The sequence below is a fragment of the Vibrio sp. GLN_1 genome (assembly GCF_043106015.1).
GTDB classification, from domain to species: Bacteria; Pseudomonadota; Gammaproteobacteria; order Enterobacterales; family Vibrionaceae; genus Vibrio; species Vibrio parahaemolyticus.
Genome location: NZ_JBICMD010000014.1, coordinates 185,020 through 204,244, shown reverse-complemented (window position 1 = coordinate 204,244; position 19,225 = coordinate 185,020). Strand labels below are relative to the sequence as shown.

Annotated in this window: 20 protein-coding genes, 2 tRNA genes and 1 pseudogene; 14 read left to right on the top strand and 9 right to left on the bottom strand. The window is 45.4% G+C overall.

Going from position 1 to position 19,225, the window contains the following annotated elements:
- Positions 1-8 precede the first annotated feature (8 nt).
- The 6 genes from ACF8OV_RS05875 to ACF8OV_RS05850 all read left to right on the top strand — a co-directional run bounded on the left by ACF8OV_RS05875 (position 9) and on the right by ACF8OV_RS05850 (position 3,404).
- On the top strand, positions 9-1,046 hold the full coding sequence (locus ACF8OV_RS05875; RefSeq protein WP_025636594.1) for a fumarylacetoacetate hydrolase family protein: 1,038 nt from the start codon (positions 9-11) through the stop codon (positions 1,044-1,046).
- A 21-nt stretch (positions 1,047-1,067) separates the two neighbouring features.
- Positions 1,068-1,736 (top strand): maleylacetoacetate isomerase, encoded by a 669-nt coding sequence (gene maiA, locus ACF8OV_RS05870; RefSeq protein ID WP_017448594.1) that lies wholly within the window; start codon positions 1,068-1,070, stop codon positions 1,734-1,736.
- Between the two features lie 186 nt (positions 1,737-1,922).
- Positions 1,923-2,582, top strand: coding sequence for a DUF2726 domain-containing protein (locus tag ACF8OV_RS05865; protein ID WP_025516687.1), 660 nt, complete (start codon positions 1,923-1,925; stop codon positions 2,580-2,582).
- Between the two features lie 118 nt (positions 2,583-2,700).
- Positions 2,701-3,039 (top strand): hypothetical protein, encoded by a 339-nt coding sequence (locus ACF8OV_RS05860; protein ID WP_005495432.1) that lies wholly within the window; start codon positions 2,701-2,703, stop codon positions 3,037-3,039.
- 179 nt (positions 3,040-3,218) lie between these two features.
- Positions 3,219-3,295 (top strand) — tRNA-Val (locus ACF8OV_RS05855).
- A 32-nt stretch (positions 3,296-3,327) separates the two neighbouring features.
- A tRNA-Val gene (locus ACF8OV_RS05850) sits at positions 3,328-3,404 on the top strand.
- Positions 3,405-4,251: 847 nt separating this feature from the next.
- On the opposite strand, the gene ACF8OV_RS05845 is transcribed toward ACF8OV_RS05850, so the two are convergent.
- The 7 genes and pseudogenes from ACF8OV_RS05845 to ACF8OV_RS05815 form a co-directional block, all read right to left on the bottom strand.
- The gene (locus tag ACF8OV_RS05845) at positions 4,252-4,548 is read right to left on the bottom strand and encodes an antibiotic biosynthesis monooxygenase (RefSeq protein WP_203502648.1); all 297 of its coding nucleotides are present in this window, start codon (positions 4,546-4,548) and stop codon (positions 4,252-4,254) included.
- Between the two features lie 40 nt (positions 4,549-4,588).
- Complete coding sequence (locus ACF8OV_RS05840; RefSeq protein WP_140059945.1) at positions 4,589-5,059, bottom strand: GNAT family N-acetyltransferase; 471 nt, start codon at positions 5,057-5,059, stop codon at positions 4,589-4,591.
- Between the two features lie 25 nt (positions 5,060-5,084).
- Positions 5,085-5,253, bottom strand: a pseudogene (locus ACF8OV_RS05835) (maltose O-acetyltransferase); the annotation flags it as partial.
- Positions 5,249-5,875: a LysE family translocator gene (locus ACF8OV_RS05830; protein ID WP_021486436.1), complete on the bottom strand. Its 627-nt coding sequence runs from the start codon at positions 5,873-5,875 to the stop codon at positions 5,249-5,251. The gene ACF8OV_RS05830 and the pseudogene ACF8OV_RS05835, both read right to left, overlap by 5 nt.
- A 27-nt stretch (positions 5,876-5,902) precedes the next feature.
- A complete protein-coding gene (locus ACF8OV_RS05825; RefSeq protein ID WP_020838913.1) occupies positions 5,903-6,448 on the bottom strand; it encodes a GNAT family N-acetyltransferase in 546 nt (181 codons plus the stop codon).
- 162 nt (positions 6,449-6,610) lie between these two features.
- Entirely contained in the window at positions 6,611-6,973 is a 363-nt protein-coding gene (locus tag ACF8OV_RS05820; RefSeq protein WP_025441962.1) for a VOC family protein, read from the bottom strand.
- 115 nt (positions 6,974-7,088) lie between these two features.
- Positions 7,089-7,535 carry a DUF3291 domain-containing protein gene (locus ACF8OV_RS05815; RefSeq protein ID WP_005500348.1) on the bottom strand — a complete coding sequence of 149 codons (447 nt, stop codon included), beginning with the start codon at positions 7,533-7,535 and terminating at the stop codon, positions 7,089-7,091.
- A gap of 341 nt (positions 7,536-7,876) precedes the next feature.
- Between ACF8OV_RS05815 and ACF8OV_RS05810 the strand changes: the two genes are divergently transcribed.
- Positions 7,877-8,338: a hypothetical protein gene (locus ACF8OV_RS05810; protein ID WP_005500350.1), complete on the top strand. Its 462-nt coding sequence runs from the start codon at positions 7,877-7,879 to the stop codon at positions 8,336-8,338.
- A 90-nt stretch (positions 8,339-8,428) separates the two neighbouring features.
- Here ACF8OV_RS05810 and ACF8OV_RS05805 read toward each other — a convergent pair whose 3' ends face one another.
- A complete protein-coding gene (locus ACF8OV_RS05805) occupies positions 8,429-9,904 on the bottom strand; it encodes a Na+/H+ antiporter NhaC family protein (protein ID WP_021449153.1) in 1,476 nt (491 codons plus the stop codon).
- 18 nt (positions 9,905-9,922) lie between these two features.
- Entirely contained in the window at positions 9,923-11,266 is a 1,344-nt protein-coding gene (locus ACF8OV_RS05800; protein WP_203502645.1) for a glutamine synthetase family protein, read from the bottom strand.
- 340 nt (positions 11,267-11,606) lie between these two features.
- Between ACF8OV_RS05800 and ACF8OV_RS05795 the strand changes: the two genes are divergently transcribed.
- From ACF8OV_RS05795 to ACF8OV_RS05765, 7 genes are read left to right on the top strand one after another with little or no spacing between them, the layout of a single operon-like run.
- Complete coding sequence (locus ACF8OV_RS05795; RefSeq protein WP_203502643.1) at positions 11,607-12,353, top strand: gamma-glutamyl-gamma-aminobutyrate hydrolase family protein; 747 nt, start codon at positions 11,607-11,609, stop codon at positions 12,351-12,353.
- A gap of 18 nt (positions 12,354-12,371) precedes the next feature.
- Positions 12,372-12,929: an HTH-type transcriptional regulator PuuR gene (gene puuR / locus ACF8OV_RS05790; RefSeq protein WP_005464588.1), complete on the top strand. Its 558-nt coding sequence runs from the start codon at positions 12,372-12,374 to the stop codon at positions 12,927-12,929.
- A 35-nt stretch (positions 12,930-12,964) separates the two neighbouring features.
- Complete coding sequence (locus tag ACF8OV_RS05785; protein WP_317676155.1) at positions 12,965-14,449, top strand: aldehyde dehydrogenase; 1,485 nt, start codon at positions 12,965-12,967, stop codon at positions 14,447-14,449.
- A 37-nt stretch (positions 14,450-14,486) separates the two neighbouring features.
- Positions 14,487-15,764: an FAD-binding oxidoreductase gene (locus ACF8OV_RS05780; RefSeq protein WP_005464517.1), complete on the top strand. Its 1,278-nt coding sequence runs from the start codon at positions 14,487-14,489 to the stop codon at positions 15,762-15,764.
- A gap of 17 nt (positions 15,765-15,781) precedes the next feature.
- Positions 15,782-16,648: an N-carbamoylputrescine amidase gene (aguB, locus tag ACF8OV_RS05775; protein WP_005485617.1), complete on the top strand. Its 867-nt coding sequence runs from the start codon at positions 15,782-15,784 to the stop codon at positions 16,646-16,648.
- A 12-nt stretch (positions 16,649-16,660) separates the two neighbouring features.
- Positions 16,661-17,743: an agmatine deiminase gene (gene aguA, locus ACF8OV_RS05770; RefSeq protein ID WP_023584246.1), complete on the top strand. Its 1,083-nt coding sequence runs from the start codon at positions 16,661-16,663 to the stop codon at positions 17,741-17,743.
- A gap of 54 nt (positions 17,744-17,797) precedes the next feature.
- Positions 17,798-19,225: an NAD-dependent succinate-semialdehyde dehydrogenase gene (locus ACF8OV_RS05765; RefSeq protein ID WP_203502639.1), complete on the top strand. Its 1,428-nt coding sequence runs from the start codon at positions 17,798-17,800 to the stop codon at positions 19,223-19,225.

The window sequence follows — 19,225 nt, the reverse complement described above, 5'->3', positions numbered from 1 at the left end:
GGGCAAGGATGAAATTAGCAACCAAGAAAAATGGGACTCGTGACGGCCTGTTGATGGTCGTGAGCAAAGACTTAACGCGCTGCGTGCCCGCAACAGAAGTTTTCCACCCGAGAAATCTAGCACCGACTATGCAAGTCGCACTTGATAATTGGGAAGCTGTTGCACCACAGTTGGAAGAAATTTACACCGCGCTGAACAACGGCACGGTCGCAGGGTTTGAAGAGTTTGAGGCGCATTACTGTGAGTCTCCGTTACCTCGCGCTTATCAGTGGGCGGATGGCAGTGCTTATGTCAACCATGTCGAGTTGGTTCGTAAAGCGCGCGGCGCAGAAATGCCAGAGAGTTTTTGGACTGATCCTCTGATGTATCAAGGTGGTTCAGATGCGTTTATTGGCCCTTGCGACAATATTGAGTTTGCCAGCGACGAATGGGGTATCGATTTTGAAGGCGAAGTTGCCGTTGTAACTGGCGATGTTCCGATGGGCGCAAGTATTGCTGAGGCGCAAGAGTCTATTCGTCTCATTATGTTGGTGAACGACGTCTCGCTGCGTGGTTTGATTCCTGCGGAGCTCGCAAAAGGGTTTGGTTTCTTCCAATCTAAACCGTCTTCGGCGTTTTCTCCTGTAGCGGTTACCCCTGATGAATTGGGCGATGCATGGTATGAAAACAAAGTTCATTTACCATTGGTTTCCACCTACAACCACAAGCCGTTTGGTCGCCCTAACGCTGGCGTTGATATGACTTTTGACTTTGCAGACTTAATCGTTCATGCCACAAAAACGCGCCCACTATCGGCTGGCGCAATCATCGGTTCTGGCACGGTGTCCAACAAGCAAGGCACTGACCATGGCACTTCGATTGAGGAAGGTGGCGTTGGTTATTCATGTATCGCGGAAGTCCGCATGATCGAAACCATTCGTGATGGCAAGCCAACGACAAACTTTATGTCGTTTGGTGATTCGATCAAACTTGAGATGTTTGATGTTGAAGGTAATACTATTTTTGGTGCTATTGATCAGCAAGTTAGTCAATACTTGAAACATTAAACAGCAAAATAGGGACAAGCCATGGGCGATGACATCATTCTTTACGGATATTGGCGATCTTCGGCGGCATATCGAGTGCGTATATGCTTGAATTTAAAGCAACTGGCGTATGATTCAGTGTCTGTTCACTTAGTTCGCAATGGCGGTGAACAGCACAATGAGCAATACCACGATCTTAACGCCTCAGAGCTGGTACCTGTGCTGGTGGATGGCGACTTACGCTTAAACCAGTCACTCGCGATCATTCAATATCTTGAAGAAAACTACCCAGATGTATCGGTCATTCCTGAACAAACGCCATTACGTTATCAAGCGTTGGCGATGGCGCAGGACATCGCCATGGAAATTCATCCTTTAAACAATCTGCGTGTCTTGCAGTATCTGGAAGGAACACTAGGTTGTGAACAAGCGCAGAAAGAGGAGTGGATTCATCACTGGATCAAACAAGGCTTTGCTGCGTTAGAAGAGAAACTGGCCAAATATCGAGAAGAGCATGGAAACTGTAAATACAGTGTGACTGACTCGCCATGCATCGTTGATATTTGCCTTGTGCCTCAAGTCTACAACGCGCAACGTTTTGGAGTTGATATGTCGCCTTATCCGGTTATCAACGCAATTGTAGATGCTTGCAACCAACTGCCAACTTTCATTGATGCCATGCCAGACAATCAACCAGATGCTAACGCTTAATGATTGTTAATCAGGCACAACGTACAAGAGCCAATCCCTAGAAAGATTGGCTTGTTTTTGTTTATCCTCCGCGAACTTTTCTTCATTGCTTATGTCATCGCACCTCAAAATTGATAGGTTTTGTTGCTCTGTATAGCATTTCCATTTACGCTTTGAGCAACTAGTTGTTTTGGGCGCACTTTATCTATGACCAACATCTTTATCATTGTTGTTCTTCTGGTTGTATTCTTCTTTATTATTCAAAAGTACGTGATTAAGCACGACGACACGCGTGACTATCCATATCGTGCGAAAGGTCCGTTACTAAGAGGGCAAGAAGGTGCTTTTTTCAATGCGCTAAGAGCTGCAGTTGGAGAGCATGCTGTCGTGTTTGCCAAGGTGAACATGTCTACTTTGGTTGCTCCGAAAGACATCAAGAATAAAAAGCAGTTTTTCGTGGCCAATAATCGCATCTCGCGCAGTTATTTCGACTACGTAATTTGTGACCCAAGAACGTTAGAACCGCGCGTGATTATCGAGTTTGATAACGGGCAGCAATTGAATAAAGGTAAGGTGGAGCGTCAGAAGTTGCTGATGCACGTATGTAAATCTGCCAACTTGCCTCTGATCGGGACTTCTGTAAAACACAGTTATCAAGTGGGGCGTTTACGTCGTTTGTTGGCGGCGCATATTGATTTGATCGAGCCTGAGAAAGAAGTGCGTTTTTGTAAGAAATGCGGCAGTCCGATGATCATCAAAACTGCCAGCCAAGGTGAATTTAAAGGACGACGATTTTTCACCTGCAGTCGTCAACCTAATTGTACTTATACTGAAAACTACAATGTGGTGTTTGAGTCTGACGACTAATACAACCAATAAAACGATAAACCTAAAGGCTTTGATTTGTGTAGATCAAAGCCTTTTTTGTATCGCCCAATACGCCAAGACCTATACTTTGAGAAAGAAAGCGGAATAGGGAAGTCGTATGCGATATGGATGGATATTTGCACTGTTGCTGCTAGCTCCACATGTGCAAGGAATGCAGAGCTTAAAGCCGCTGGAGTGCAAACTGACAGAAACGCCACAAGACCACTTTTTGTTTTATCGTGAACAGATGGTTTATCACAGCGAGCAGTTTGTGATTTTCCAAAACTTTAAAGGCAGAGTAAGTACTCAAGTTGATGTCAAAACGGGTAAACTGATCCGCACTACCTACATTGGTGAGCCATTTGAGCCTAAATATCAAATTCTTTTTGGTTTTTGCCCTGATATTTCCCAGACATTACAAATTTGGATGTTAAGTGAAGTGCCTTACGACAATTGAACAAAGTCGTAAAAGTTATATAGATCACACTTTTATCCCCGATAGACGAAGGGCTTGCCGATAAAATCATCTGAAAACGGGTGTTGAGTTTACATTTTCACCAAACGATTCAAAGTTGATGAATTTATGCTTGCACCCCTGATCGGATATAGCTAATATCCTTCTCGTTCCAGAGATATGCGTCCGTAGCTCAGCTGGTTAGAGTATCGCCTTGACATGGCGGGGGTCGGTGGTTCGAGTCCACTCGGACGCACCATTCTGAATTGAATGATCAGGAATGAAAAATTTGGGTCCGTAGCTCAGTTGGTTAGAGTACTACCTTGACATGGTAGGGGTCGGCGATTCGAGTTCGCCCGGACCCACCAAATTTTAGAAAAAGCCCACCTTTATGGTGGGCTTTTTTATATCTGTAATTTATTGATATTTAAGTAAAATTCCTTCTTTTGTCCTTTTTCTCCCCTTGTTATTACTCTGCGTTAGTACTGAGTAAAGTTCGAGAGGGTGGTAAAAGGGTGGTAAAATACAGTAGTTTGTACAGCGCTTGAAATGGGCTATATTGCGACGCTTATGGCTGGTACTTCATGCCATTCTACGTCGAGACTATCAGTGGTTCTATCACTGGCATGTGCCATGCGTTGGCGAGGATTTACACCCTTTTCATCGATGAGATTTGTTGACTTATGTGAATGACCTAAAGTCAGTAACCAATGTCTAAAATCAAAAATAATGTAAGCAAAAAAGGAGACCAGTACCACATACTCGCATGCCATTGACGGACGATGAACACTTGATAGAACAAAGCTGCAAACAAAACCAATTCAAAAAATAATTGAAAAGGAAATATCAGCAGCGCATAAACTATTCCATACCCAGGAGCTTGACCTGCTGTGCTCGCATTATTCATTACACCTTCGATAAAATTCTCAAAATATAAGTAAATAAAATGGTTCAGCGTCAATGCGACTAAAACAACCCTCACGATACTTATGCTCCAAATGTTCCGTTTGAAGCAGTATTTAGATTAGGTCTGCTACTGTCGAGCATCAAATATTAATAAAATCGACGCTAATCTCAGTTTGGTTTATTTAACGCCGCATTAGGATGTGAGTAACGCTACCGACAAATTGTGCCATAAATACGAAGCTCAACTTTGGAACTAAAATGCAAAGTGTTAGGAATCCATCTTGAATGTTGTGTTATGCGCCGCAATCGTTATTTAGTTCTGTCTTCTATTTCGTCGAATGCTTCAACCGAAACACGTTTTGCAATTTTACGCATCTGTTGCATCTTTTCTGGGTTACGATTTCCCCTAAATAACTCCCAGTCTTCACGTGTGTTCCACTTAGCAATGGTCAGAACTTTTTCAGGTGTATCATAGGAGCGCAACATAACGCTACCGAGCGCACCTTCAACTGAATGATGAATTGATTCTGTCGCCGAGCGCCAGACATTTTGAAACTCATCCATTTTCTCAACCGACACATGCCATTCATAGACAACTCTAAACATAAAACTCCCTTTATTTTTGGTCTGAAAATGTATCTAATTTTCAGGTTAGTGCTTTTTGACCAATTTGAATTTTTGGCTCTATACCGGCTTTACGGTACAAACCCAAAGCGGATTTATTAAAGGAATATACCTCTAACCACAATTCTTCTCCGCCGTCAGAAATGGCTTTTGCCTCGAACGCCTTTATTAGCGCTAATCCAACCCCTTGATTCCTATAGCATGAGTCCACTACAATCTGTTCAACGCTTGCGATTTTTCGCTGTTTTAACGTCCAAGACTTACGAACCCATAGCTCACCAAAAACAAAACCAATTACCTTCCCTTCGCTTTCAGCAACGAGAAAAATTGAGCTATCACTTTCGATAATTTTGTGTAAATCGATTTTCTGTTCAATTTCTTCCGGTGTTAGGAAGTCATCTGGAAGATTAGCTTGATGGTATTCATTAAGTTGAAACTGCAGCCTCTTCAGAGTCGTTATATCTTCTATACAAGCTTGACGAATATTTAGCATATAAATCCTTTTAACTTACCGTTGCTGCCTGGCCGCCTATCCAACAGTTGTCAGCAATGGTTATTGGCTTCGCAAATTCTAAACCGCAATTCCTTTCCTGCAGGTTTAGCATATGTGCTGCGGTATAAATTCCAACTTGAGCAGTTATGACCAAATTTGATTTTCGCATCCAAAATCACACAGCCGAAGTTAGCGATCACTGATAGCGACTTTACCTGCTAGTCCAATAAGCAAAACGCCCGATACACCTTCTAGCGCACGCGAATAGCGTTGAGAATTTGAACGACTAAATACCCAACTCCCGACTGAAGCATACAAGACGTTACACATTGTCGCTAATGCACTGAATAGCAAGCCAAGGACTAATAGTTGTGTTGATGCGGAGCCTGTCGAAGTGTCGATAAATTGAGGTAGGAAAGAAAGGAAGAATAGCGCTACTTTCGGATTCAAAACACTAACAATGACACCTTGTACAAATACGTTTTTGTTGCTTCCAATGCTTTCGCTGACCACGAGTTTGCTCTTACCACGCCACATGGAAAGTAGCGCTTGGACACCTAAATAGACCAAGTAGGCTGCTCCTAGCCATTTTACTGCTGTAAAAGCTACCGCAGAGCTGAGAATTATTGCGGATAAACCCAAACACGCTGCTAATGTATGAATAAAGTAACCAATGCCGAGCCCAATCGCTGCCTTCATTCCACTGGCCAGTTTACCTTTCATTGTGTTTGAAACAATGTAGATTACATCTGGTCCGGGTATCATATTGATGGCTAGGCAAGCGATGACAAACAACACTAGTGAATTTAAATCCATTTGTTTTCCTCCATATTGAATACACTATTATGAGATTTTCAAAGGCTTAGCTAGTAAGCCATAGATTGCGGAATCCGACACAACGCCATTAACTTCCCATCGTTGTCTCAGATAACCTTCTTTTACAAACCCTAATCTCTCCAAAGTCTTACCTGAAGCGATGTTGTCTGGATCGATTTCAGCTTCGATGCGGCGCAATTTTAGAGTATGAAATGCGTGCTCAATTAGTGCTGAACCAGCCTCAAGAACAATACCTTTTCCCCAGAAATCACGGCTGACGCCAAAACCGATTTCTGCACGTCTAGACTCTTTGGCAAAGCTAAATAGAATTATCTTACCTAGAAGTTGCCCTGTGCTTTTTAAGTAGATACCTAGAATCACTTCTGTATTGCTATCCATAGCTCGAGCACTATTAGTTATAAATGTTTTAGCCTCATCAACAGACACCCAAGGTTCAGTATTCCAATATTTCATGACTTCATTGTCTGAGAATATACTAAACAAGTCTCCCGCATCTTCTGCGACTAAAGCTCGTAGTATTAATCGTTCTGTTTCAATTTTTGTGGTTAACATCGAAAGGTCTACTTCTTCATTTACTATTGACGTATAACGCCTTGCTGAGGGGAGAGGGGGTAAGCAATACTATTGCTACTACATGCCTCTTCAATTACTAGAATCATTTGGTAAAAATCCCAAGCTTGGGAAGTTACTCTTAAACGCTTTGTTGCATACGTACTAAAGGTACACCACGGATTCCACATTATTACCCTCGGGATCAATCAAAAACGCTGCGTAGTAATTTGGAGCGTAGTGACTTCGTAAACCAGGTTTCCCGTTACATTTGCCTCCAGCAGACAAACCCGCTTCGTGAAATGCTGTAACTTGTCGTTTGTCTAATGCAGAAAAAGCGATGTGGCATGTTGAATTACTGACACCTTTTTCAATGAGAAATCTTACATTTGGCTCGCTCGAAAGCCCGAAACCAGCAGCATTTTCATCTGACCATTTGAGTTCAATGCCCAATGGTTCGAGCGCATTCATGTAAAATGCACGACATTCTTCGAATGCCGCTACCTTAATTTCAAAATGATCTATCACTCTTTGTCCTTTAGAGTCAGTTACAATTTCCCTTGAAGTGCACAACTCCAATGATGGGGTGAGGCATGTCATATCGGTGCTTTTATACAATTTAGCGATTTAACCAGCGCATAGCTCACGCAAGATCTGCTTCTGTAAAGTTAGTTTTAAATGTGAAAGCAAAGGGCGTATCTCCGTTATCGCGCAAATGTTGAAGGCGGAATAAAGCTTCTTGTGGTGTTGGTATATGGCCATCTTCAACCCACCATAGAACATAGCTATCTTCTGTTAATCGATGAAACCATTCGCTTTTTCGGCGCATGAAATCTCTATGGTCAGTACGGAACATAAAGTTTTTGAGTGCGTCAGTACTTTCCCAGACAGACATGTTTACAATCATGTTTGGGTCTTCAAACAATTTAATGCTGGTGGCATCACCGGAGTCGTCTTTTAAACGCCAAACAAAGCCTTCACTTTCTTCAGCAATACCATTAACTAAGTCTAAATTGTCTACAAATTCTTTAATTTCAGGTGCATCCAGAGGATATTTGGCAAGCGCAATATTTAACTGTGCTAATTTCATTTCAGACCCTCCTTGGTCGGTAAGTTAGTGCAATAGCGGTAAACGGCTTCTTATGATGCAATGTATTGCTTATGCCTTCAAAGATAAATTAGAAAGTTAGTGATTTTGACTGCCAATTACATTGTAAAAATCGGTTTGGTACATTGGTCTTGTTGAATTCAAGACGGTACTGATAACGAGAGATTTCTTAGAGACAAACCATCCCATTTGTGCGAGAGTATTTTTAGTCGATTTTACTATTTATTTGATTTTTAATTTATATTTCGAGTTACTATGAATTAATTGCGCAAGTATCACTCGGCGTGTTCAGTTCAAGACGAGCAATACTTAAAGGAGTCGCTATGTATTTTTGGGATGTACAAAGTCTGAAGAACGATATTCGAGCCAACAAACTGTCGGAAAAAGATAAGTTCTTGTATATGTTTTTAAGCATAGCGTTTGTGACTATTGGTATTGAGCTTATTTCCATCTCGCCACTCGAACCACAAAATGTATGGGATGCTGTCGAATCTGTGTCTTATATTCTGATTGTCTTGTTTGGTACGTACTGGGCGTATAAGGCCAATGGTTCCGAACATGGTACGGATTTCCTTGGGCGTTACTTTAGTATTAGCTTTGTTGTGTCAGTGCGGTTTTGTACGTTATTGATTCCGATATCTGTATTTTTGCTTGCCTACTACATGACGGTGATGCCTGAGGATGGCATTGTGGTGAGCTCGTCCGTCGATGTTCTGCCATTCATCGTTTGGTATGCCTTACTTTACGCCAGTATCATCAAGCATATTAAAGCAGTGCAGGTTTAGTTGAGATTCTGCCTGTTTCCGCTTCGGATGTTTCGCCAAACTAAAAAGCCCTGCTCATTGGTGAGCAGGGCTTTGCTTTTAGGGCTAATCTTAACCGATGATGAAGAAGAAAATCGCGGTTGCAACAATACCAATCAGTGCATAAGGGAACTGTGTCGTCGCGTGTTGCATGGACGTACAACCAGAGCCTTGTGCAGACAACACGGTAGAGTCACTAAAGAAACAAGAGTGGCTACCGGCCGCTGATGCCGAAAGTAGAGCCGCAACGGTTAAGTGTAGTGGCACGCCAAGCTGTTCACCCAAAGGCAGAACGATTGGCATCGCTACCGCGAATGTTCCCCAAGAAGATGCCGTAGCAAAGACCAACGCACCAGTAATCATAAAGATAATCGCAGGGAAGTAAGACGCCGATAAGTAAGGGCTTACGGTCTCAATCACGTATTGCGTGACACCTAGCGAGTCATTGACGGATTTCAGCATGAAGCCGCCAATTACGGTTGCAAGCGGCAGTAGCATGACTTTAATGCCATCATAAACAGCTTCGAACATATCGTTCATCGAAATCAGTTTTTGTGCGCCGTAGAAGCTAATGGTGAAGATCAGTGCGACGAAAACCCCCGCCAGTAGGTCGATACCAAAGTACCAGCTGGCAGCAACGAGGACGATCATCGGTAAAAGGAAGTTGATCAAACCCATTGTCGGATTGGTGTGCGCAGAAACTTCAGAACCAAAGTCCACATCGGTTGCGCCGTCTGGACGAACTTGACCATTCTTCGCACGCTCTTCTGCTTTTTTCATTGCGCCGAGGTCAGGGATTTTTTCCATCGCAACCAGCAGAACAATCACCAAAGTTACCCAGCCGTAAGCCATGTAAGGAATTGCTTGCATGTACGTCTGAATACCTTGGCCTGCTTCAGCGACGCCGTTTGCTTCTAGCAGTGAGCTAAAGAAGATAGCCCAAGTTGAAATTGGCACCAGAATACAGATAGGCGCTGCGGTTGAATCCACTAGATAAGAGAGCTTTTCACGAGAGATCTTGTAGCCGTCAGTGACTTTTTTCATCGATGATGAAATTGCAATTGCGTTTAAGTAGTCATCAATAAAGATCAGTATACCCAGAGCAAATGTCATCAACATCGATTGCTTGCGGCTTTTGACCTTGGTGACAAGCATATCGGAGAAGCTCAAAATACTGCCGCCTTTCTCCAACACGGCAATTAGACCGCCCATCAAACCACATACGAGGATGATCCATGCGATGGTTTCATCCATCATCACACTCATCGAAATATCGACAATTTGCTCGACCGCTTCGGTTGGATTGAGCAAAAGTACCCCAGCAATTGCGCCACTAAAAAGGGCTTCCACAGTTCGGTGTGTCGTGAGGGCAAAGACCAAAACCAACGCGGTTGGCAGAAGACTCATCCATCCGTAGGCTTCGCCTTCCTCATGATTTAATCCGATAGTGGTAAAAAAGATAAACGTCGCAACTGAGATTAAAGAAACAATAATATGTTGAGTATTGATTTTAAGCGGCGCATCCAGCGCCTTGGTTTGCGTTGTCATAAAGTGCATTTCCTTTGTTTATGCCGAGTGCAACATCCAGTCGATTTCCAATGGAGTAATCGCTCGCTCAAATTCTGCGAGTTCACTCCGCTTGCAAGCTAGATACAAGTCAATAAAGTCTTGTGAGATGTATTGAGCTAACTCGCTGTGCTCCAGTCGCTCTAGCGCTTCTGACATACGCAGCGGCAGTTCAACAGCATCGTCACTTAAGGTTGGCGGACATTGGTCTTTGGTGTAGTTATCACTCGCTAATACTGCGGAAAGTACTACTGCAGCGAGAATGTAAGGGTTAACGTCAGCGCCAGCGATACGATGCTCAATACGACGGTTTTTACTGTCGCTAATCGGCACACGCAGCGCCACGCCTCGGTGGTTTTCTCCCCAGTCAGCTTTTGTTGGCACATATGCACCCGGTAAAAAGCGGCGGAAGGAGTTAACGTTCGGACAAATCAAACCCATGGCATCGGAGGTTTGTGACAACATGGCTGCCATGGTTTGATAGAAGAAGGGGCTAGCTTGACCATCGGTTTGACTAAAGTGGTTGTTACCATCTTTATCAACCAAGCTGAGGTGAATGTGCATGCCATTACCCGCTTGTTCACTAAAAGGTTTCGCCATAAATGTGGCATCAAAACCGTGCTGGTGAGCCACTTGGCGAATCAAACGTTTTGCAATGATGATTTCATCACACGCTCGCAGTGCATCTTTGGAATGGTTGAAGTTGATTTCGAACTGTCCCGGTGCAGACTCAGAAAGAGCACCGGACGTATTCAACCCTTGTTCTAATGCGATTCGATTAAGATCGGTCAAGAAATCCGCGTAGTCATCTAATCCATCAAGGTCGTAAACCTCGGTGTCTTTTTCTCGTGTTTTCTTCGTTGGATTAATTGCCGTTAATGGTTCGCCATTTTCCCCGCGAGTTTTGTCGATTAAATAGAATTCTAGCTCTAGCGCGACACATGGGTACTGATCTTTGGCATGCAGCGTTTGCAACATAGACGCGAGAATGTTGCGGATGAACAGTGGGTTAGGGTGTTGCCCGGTTTCATCCATCATACTAAGCAGTAGTTGGCCAACTTGTTCCTTTGCCGTTGGCATCAAGGTACCGCTGATTGGGTAACAGAGGTGATCTGGCTCTCCGAGATCTTCGCCCAAGCCTGCAGTTTCGACGACGTTACCTTTAGTATCGAGGGTGATGGTCGAGAGGGGGAGTGCTACCCCTTTATCAAGCTTCTCTAGTGCGTCTATCGGGATGCGCTTTCCTCTTGGAGTGGCATTGATATCGGTAAAGATAAGGTCGATAAACTCTATATCGGGCCATTTTTGTTTAAAATTTTGTACTTCCTGTAGATACGATTCCATTTTCTTCTCCAAATAGCCTGACGAGTAGAAATTAGAAATAACCAAATTAACAAATAAATTACAGCGTTTTAATTAAATTGTTTGTTTTTCAGGTTATTTTTAATTTAAACATGCACTTATACTGTGCTTTTGGTGTTTAACGGCTGGTTTTTATGTCTTTCTGTTAACTATTTTGTAACAGTTGGTTTTGTTTTGTTCAATATAATGAGCATAAATATTCAATTTAGTGGCCTAAATAGTGCGTTAGATCACGTTGTGACGATAATAACGAATATCCGTGTTGATAATTTTGTACATGGTTTGTAGGGTAAATGTTAAATAAATCGAACACGGAAATATCATGTCAGGAACACGCAAACCCATCATTGGTGTGGTTAGCTGCACTAAAGAGTTAGGTGGCTATCAGATACAAGCGGTCAACGACTTTTACTTACGCGCCGTTAAGGATTTTGGAGGGCTACCGATTATGTTAGCTCCAGAAATGTCGGGAGATGACGTAGCCACCATATTAGACATGTGTGATGGCTTCCTATTTCCTGGTAGTCATTCGAATGTTGCTCCGCATCGATACAATGCAACACATGAAGAAAGCCATAAAGATGAAGCGCGTGATGAACTATCACTGACGTTAATTCGTCACGCGGTAGACCAAAACATTCCGTGCCTTGGTATCTGTCGCGGTTTCCAAGAGATGAATGTTGCACTAGGCGGCTCATTAAACCCAGTCGTTCACGACTCAGGCTTTAATGATCATCGCGAAGCGACTGTTGAAGATTTCGAACAAAAATACGCGCCCGCTCATGCGGTATTAGTGCAAAAGCAGAGTTTGTTTGAACAATGGTTGGTACAAAATCACTGGGAAAATACCACCTTTTTTGAAGTGAACACGCTGCACAATCAAGGCGTCGATCAGCTTGCTCCTGAACTGCAAGTTGAAGCTAAAGCCCCGGATGGCCTAGTAGAAGCATTTAGTCTTCCGCAACAAAAATTTTTCGTTGGCGTGCAGTGGCACCCAGAATGGAAAGCAAAAAACAATCATTTCTCTCAAATTTTATTCAATGAATTTATGATGGCAGCCTCTCGTTAAACGTTTGGAGCTGCATGAATGGACAATCATGAGATTGGTAAAAATATTGTTCAGTTACGTAAAAAACATGGATTGTCACAAAGGGAATTAGCCGAACGCGCTGGTATTACCCACAGTGCAATCTCGTCCATTGAAAATGGCAAAGTGAGCCCGTCGGTCAGCTCACTACAAAAAATCGTCAATGTATTTTCTTTATCACTGTCGGAGTTTTTCATTTTTGAACAATCTTCGAATGATGAAGTGAAAGTGGTCTTCAAACCGTCAGATCTCGTGGAAATTGGGAGCGAGACGGTATCCATGAAACTAGTGACGAATGGCGACAAAGATCAAGTTATTGGATTCTTGATCGAAGAATACGCACCACATGGAACAACAGGTGCGGCGGAAATCAGACACGAAGGCGAAGAGGTCGGCACGATTTTAGAGGGAGAAATCACTCTAGAGTACAAAGGCCACTCCTACGTCCTCACAGCCGGCGAGTCGTACATTATTGATACGACGAAGCCACATCGATTTACGAATCACACAGACAAGGCTTGTCGATTGATAAGTGCGCATACGCCAACCACATTTTAGTGGGGGCTTGCCTTGTGTGATCACAAGGAGAGCGTATGAAAACCCAAGAGCAATGGATTGAGCTAAAAAACAATCTAAACATCGAAAACAGGGCGTACATTAACGGTGAATACAGTGCCGCTTTAACAGGGCAAACCATCCCGGTAGTTAACCCAGCAACAGGCGAGATATTCACCGAAATCGCCCGTTGCCAAAGTGAAGATGTCGACCTCGCGGTATCATACGCTCGCCAAGCATTTCAATCTGGTATCTGGAGTGAAAGCAGCCCAGCTCATCGTAAAGCAGTGCTTAAACAGTTTGCTGACCTGATTGATCAACACCAAGAAGAGTTAGCACTATTAGAAACTCTCGATACTGGTAAACCTATCTCTCACAGCTTCTCTACCGATATTCCTGGCGCAGCAAACTCTTTACGCTGGTACGCCGAATCGATCGACAAAGTGTACGGTGAAGTTGCCCCAACAGAAAAAGACGTACACGCTTTTATTTCTCATCAGCCAATTGGCGTGGTTGCCGCGGTTGTGCCGTGGAACTTCCCACTTTGGCTCGCGTGTTGGAAGCTTGGCCCTGCTTTAGCAGCTGGTAACAGCGTGATCTTAAAACCTTCAGAGAAGTCATCACTGACCGCGATATTCTTAGGCCAGCTTGCATCTCAAGCGGGCTTGCCAACAGGCGTTTTCCAAGTCGTGACGGGTTTTGGTCATGAAGCTGGCGACGCGCTGGCGAAACACCAAGATGTAGACTGCATCGCCTTCACTGGCTCAACGCGCATTGCAGGTCAACTGATGGTCAGCTCGGGTGAGAGCAATCTAAAGCGCGTGTTTGCAGAAGCGGGCGGCAAGAACGCGAACATCGTGTTTGAAGATTGTGATGATTTAGACCGCGCAGCAGCAGAAACCGCCGCTGGGTGTTTCTACAACCAAGGTGAGGTGTGCGTCGCGGCAACCCGTCTGCTTGTTCACGAAAGCATCAAAGATCAGTTCATAGAAAAAGTTATTCAAGCGTCGAAAGCGTTCACTCCAAAAGACCCAATGGACCCAAGTTCATCCATGGGCGCGCTTATCGACCAAGATCATAAATCAAAAGTGTTGGAATACATCTCGTTAGGTGAATCAGAAGGTGCAAACGTACGTTGTGGCGGCGATGTTGATGGGCTGGGTGCATTTGTTTCCCCAACCATTTTAGACAACGTCGACAACAAGATGCGTGTCGCCCAAGAGGAAATTTTTGGTCCGGTGCTGTGTGTCATTCCATTCAAAGATGAAGCGCAAGCAATTGAGATCGCTAACGATTCGAAGTACGGCTTAGGTGCTGCACTTTGGAGTAGCAATATCAACCGTGTTCATCGCGTAGCAAAACGACTGCAAGCCGGCTCGGTTTGGGTCAACAACTACAACGAAGGTGACATGACGGTCCCATTTGGCGGATTCAAAATGAGCGGAAATGGTCGAGACAAGTCTCTCCACGCGATTGAAAAATTCACCGAAACCAAAACCACTTGGATTCGCCTCCATCCTTAAGCCTGCTGACGATTACGATAAATAAAGGAATAGTTCTATGAACAAGCATACGGATTCGTTCTACGCGCACTCTGTGCCAAACATGCCGGAATACCCACAATTGCAAGACAACATCGAGTGCGATGTGTGTGTAGTCGGTGCGGGATTCTCTGGTCTTTCTTCTGCGCTGCACCTAGCCGAAAAGGGTTTTAAAGTTGTTGTGTTAGAGAGCGCAAAAGTGGGCTTTGGAGCAACTGGTCGTAACGGTGGCCAAATCGTTAACAGCTACAGCCGAGATGTTGACGTGATTGAAAGCCGTTACGACCAAAACCAAGCCAAAGCTCTGTGCGATATGATTTTTGAAGGCGGCGATATCATCCGTGGCCTGATAGACAAATACGACATCAACTGCGATTACAAGCAAGGCGGCTTGTTCACGGCACTGAATAGTAAACAACTCAAAGGGCTAGAAGAACATAAAAAGAACTGGGAGCGTTACGGCAACGACCAACTGACTCTGCTTGACGCAGGAGAGGTAGAACAAGCGGTAGGTACGAAAGTGTACACTGGCGGTTTGCTGGATATGCGCGGTGGTCATATTCACCCGCTTAAACTGGCATTAGGTGAAGCCGCTGCGTTCATTTCTCTAGGTGGTCAAATCTTTGAGCAGTCGGCGGTCGTGTCGATTGATAAAGGGATGAACCCAGTAGTTAAAACTGCGCAAGGCAGCGTGAAGAGCAAGTACGTGGTACTGGCAGGTAACGCCTACCTTGGTGGTTTGGCACCAAACATCAGCAACAAAGCGATCCCGTGCGGCACACAAGTGGTGGCGACTCAGCCTTTGAGTGATGAGCAGTTAAAACAAGTGCTGACCAGTGACTACTGCGTTGAAGACTGTAACTACTTGCTGGACTACTTCCGCTTAACTGCCGACAAGCGTTTGTTATTTGGAGGTGGCGTGGTTTACGGCGCACGTGACCCAGAAAACATCGAAGCACTGATCCGTCCGAAGATGGAGAAAGTCTTCCCACAATTGAAAGGCATCAAGATTGATTACACCTGGACGGGTAACTTCTTACTGACTTACTCACGCATGCCGCAATTTGGCTCGTTTGCAGACAACATTTACTACCTACAAGGCTACAGCGGTCACGGCGTAACGTGTACTCACCTAGCAGGTAAGTTGTTGGCTGAAACCTTGACTGGACACGCAGAACGTTTTGACGCGTTTGCGGCTCTGAAACATTACTCCTTCCCGGGTGGCCGCCACTTCCAAATTCCGTTTACGGCAATGGGCGCGGCTTACTACAACCTACGTGACAAACTGGCGATTTAAGAGATAAGGAATATCCAATGAGCAAAGTAGTGAAATTTGCAGCCCTTCAACTGACGAAAAGCTGGGATCTGGAAGAAAATCTAGCTAAAGCCAAAAAGGCGATTCGTGAAGCAGCACAAAACGGTGCGAACGTGATTCTTCCTCAAGAGCTGTTCGCCGCGCCTTACTTCTGCAAAAAACAAGAAGCGAAGTATTTCGAGCTCGCAGAAGAGACGGCAAATAGCCACCTTATTCAGGAAATGAGCGCACTGGCGAAAGAACTCGGCGTGGTTATTCCTGTTAGCTACTTTGAAAAAGCGGGCAACACGTTTTTTAACTCGCTAGTGATGATAGATGCCGATGGCACGGTATTAGATAACTACCGCAAGTCACACATTCCTGATGGCCCAGGCTACAGCGAAAAGTACTATTTTAGCCCTGGCGATACCGGTTTCAAAGTGTGGCAAACCAAGTTCGGTAAGTTCGGTGCTGGCATTTGCTGGGACCAATGGTTTCCAGAGCTTGCTCGCAGTTTGGCTCTACACGGCGCGGAAGCGATTTTCTATCCAACCGCAATCGGGTCTGAGCCTCAAGATCCAACACTGGACTCGCGTGATCACTGGCAACGTACAATGCAAGGTCACTCGGCAGCAAACCTCGTTCCAGTGATTGCGTCAAACCGAGTGGGCACTGAGGTCGATGATGGTATCGAGACCACGTTCTACGGCTCTTCTTTTATCACTGACCACACTGGTGCAAAAATTGCCGAAGCACCACGTGAAGGTGAAACCATCATTTACGCAGAAATCGATCTCGCTGCGACAGCGAAAGCGCGTCACGCGTGGGGCTTGTTCCGCGACCGTCGTCCAGACCTTTACACCAGTGTTGGCAAACTAGCTGTTTAAAGAGGCGTTAAAATGAAGTTATCGACAACACCAGCGCAAGATGGCTTCTATTTTCCGGCTGAGTTTCAGCCGGTTAGTGAAGTTTGGCTAGCGTGGCCAGAAAGGAAAGACAACTGGCGTGATGACGCATTACCCGCGCAAGAAACCTTTGCCAGAATCGCGAACTTAATCGCGGAAGTGACCAAGGTGTGTGTGGCGGTATGCTCGCACAACTTTGACCGAGCGCGTCAAATGCTCCACTCAGACGTACGTTTGGTGGAAATCCCATTTAACGATGCGTGGATGCGCGATATTGGACCGACCGTGCTCGTGAATCAGGCGGGCGAGCGCCGTGGGATTAGTTGGCAATTTAACGCGTGGGGCGGCGAATACAACGGGCTTTACGATAACTGGCAGCAGGACGATCTTGTCGCTGGCTCGGTGTGCGACATCATAGGTATAGATTATTACCGCGCACCGTTTGTACTTGAAGGTGGGGCGATTCACACCGATGGTGAAGGCACCCTTTACACCACAGAAGAGTGCTTGCTTAGTCCGGGGCGAAATCCGCAATTGAGCAAAGCGCAAATCGAAGAGCAGTTAAAGGTGTATCTCGGCATCGAAAAAGTCATTTGGTTGCCAAATGGTTTATTCAATGACGAAACAGACGGCCATGTTGACAACCTGATGCACGTTATCGCACCGGGTAAGGTGGTACTGAGTTGGACCGATGACTCAAGTGATCCGCAATACGCGTTGTCTCGTCAAGCGGAACAAGTACTGAAATCTCAGCACGATGCGAAAGGGCGCGAGATTGAAATTGTCCGTTTGCCATTACCAGGTCCGTTGCATTACAGCGAGCGCGAAGCCAATGGCATTGACGCCAGTTCAGGAATGAGCCGACAAGCTGGCGAACGCCTAAGTGCCTCTTATGCGAACTTTCTTATCGTCAACGGCCATGTGTTCTTACCGATGTTGGATGAAGACACCGACGCCATTGCGATCGATATTTTGCAAAACGCGATGCCGGAATACCAAATCATCGCGATACCGTCGAGAGAGGTTCTACTCGGCGGAGGGAACATTCACTGCATTACGCAGCAGATCCCCGCTTAAACACAAGCTCGCCGCTGGCTCAGCGGCGATGATGAGTTGTCAAAAGGAATGACCATGCAACAGATACAAAACCAAAGCCTTGTTTCGTTTATGGTAGCGAACCCACAACAGGGCATTGCAGTGACTAATCCAGCGACCGGAGAGCTTCTCGGGTACGCACCTGTCTCAACTGAGAACGATATTTTAAATAGCATTGAACGTGCCCATGTCGCGCAGAAAGAATGGGCGGCACTGCCAGCAAAAACGCGTGCTGGCATGCTCAATCGTTGGTTCCAACTCCTGTTAGAAAACAAAGCCGACCTTGGCCGTTTGATGACGTTGGAGCAAGGTAAGCCGCTGGCTGAAGCTCAAGGTGAAGTGCTTTACGGCGCGAGCTTTATCGAATGGTTTGCTGAAGAAGCGAAACGTACCTACGGTGAGACGATTCCTGCGCCAAGTGCAGACAAGCGTTTGGTGACCATCAAACAGCCAATTGGTGTTGCCTGTGCGATTACGCCTTGGAACTTCCCAATTGCGATGATCACGCGCAAAGCAGGGCCAGCTTTAGCGGCAGGCTGTAGCTTTGTCGTAAAACCATCTGAATCCACGCCGCTGTCAGCGTTTGCGGTTGCAGAACTTGCCTACCAAGCAGGCATCCCGCGCGATGTGCTGCAAGTGGTTCTAGGTGAAAATTCCCGTCAGGTAGGTGCTATCTTCACTTCACACCCGTTGATTCGTAAGTTGTCTTTCACTGGCTCTACTCAAGTCGGTAGAGTGCTGATGCAGCAAAGCGCGGCTGACATCAAACGTACCTCAATGGAGTTAGGTGGCAACGCGCCATTTATCGTATTCGATGATGCGGATATTGATGCAGCTGTGGCAGGCGCGATGGCGTCGAAATTCCGTAACGCAGGTCAAACGTGTGTGTGTGCGAACCGTTTCTACGTACACAGCAAAGTGTATGACGAGTTCGTTGCTAAGTTCGACGCTGCGGTTCAGCAGCTCAACGTCGGTAACGGCTTAGAAGAGGGCGTAAACATCGGTCCTGTGATCAGCGAATCGGCAAAGCAAAACATTCAAGCGCTTATCGACGGTGCTATTGAGCAAGGCGCGAAGCCAGTTTCAGAACTCAAAAAGCTCGATGGTCTATTTATGCAGCCAGTGATACTCAAAGACGTTACTCACGACATGAAGATTGTCTCTGAGGAAATCTTTGGCCCTGTCGCGCCAGTGATTCGTTTTGACAGTGACGCACAGCTGATCGAAATGGCGAACGACACCATCTACGGTCTTGCGTCGTACTTCTACAGCCAAAACATCCACCGTGTTTGGAAAATCGCAGAAGCGCTCGAATACGGCATGGTCGGCATTAACGAAGGCATGATTTCTACTGAAGTCGCTCCTTTCGGTGGTGTTAAGCAGTCCGGCATCGGACGCGAAGGAGCAAAACAAGGTATCGATGAATACATGGACGTGAAATATCTCTGCTTTGGCGGCAACTAA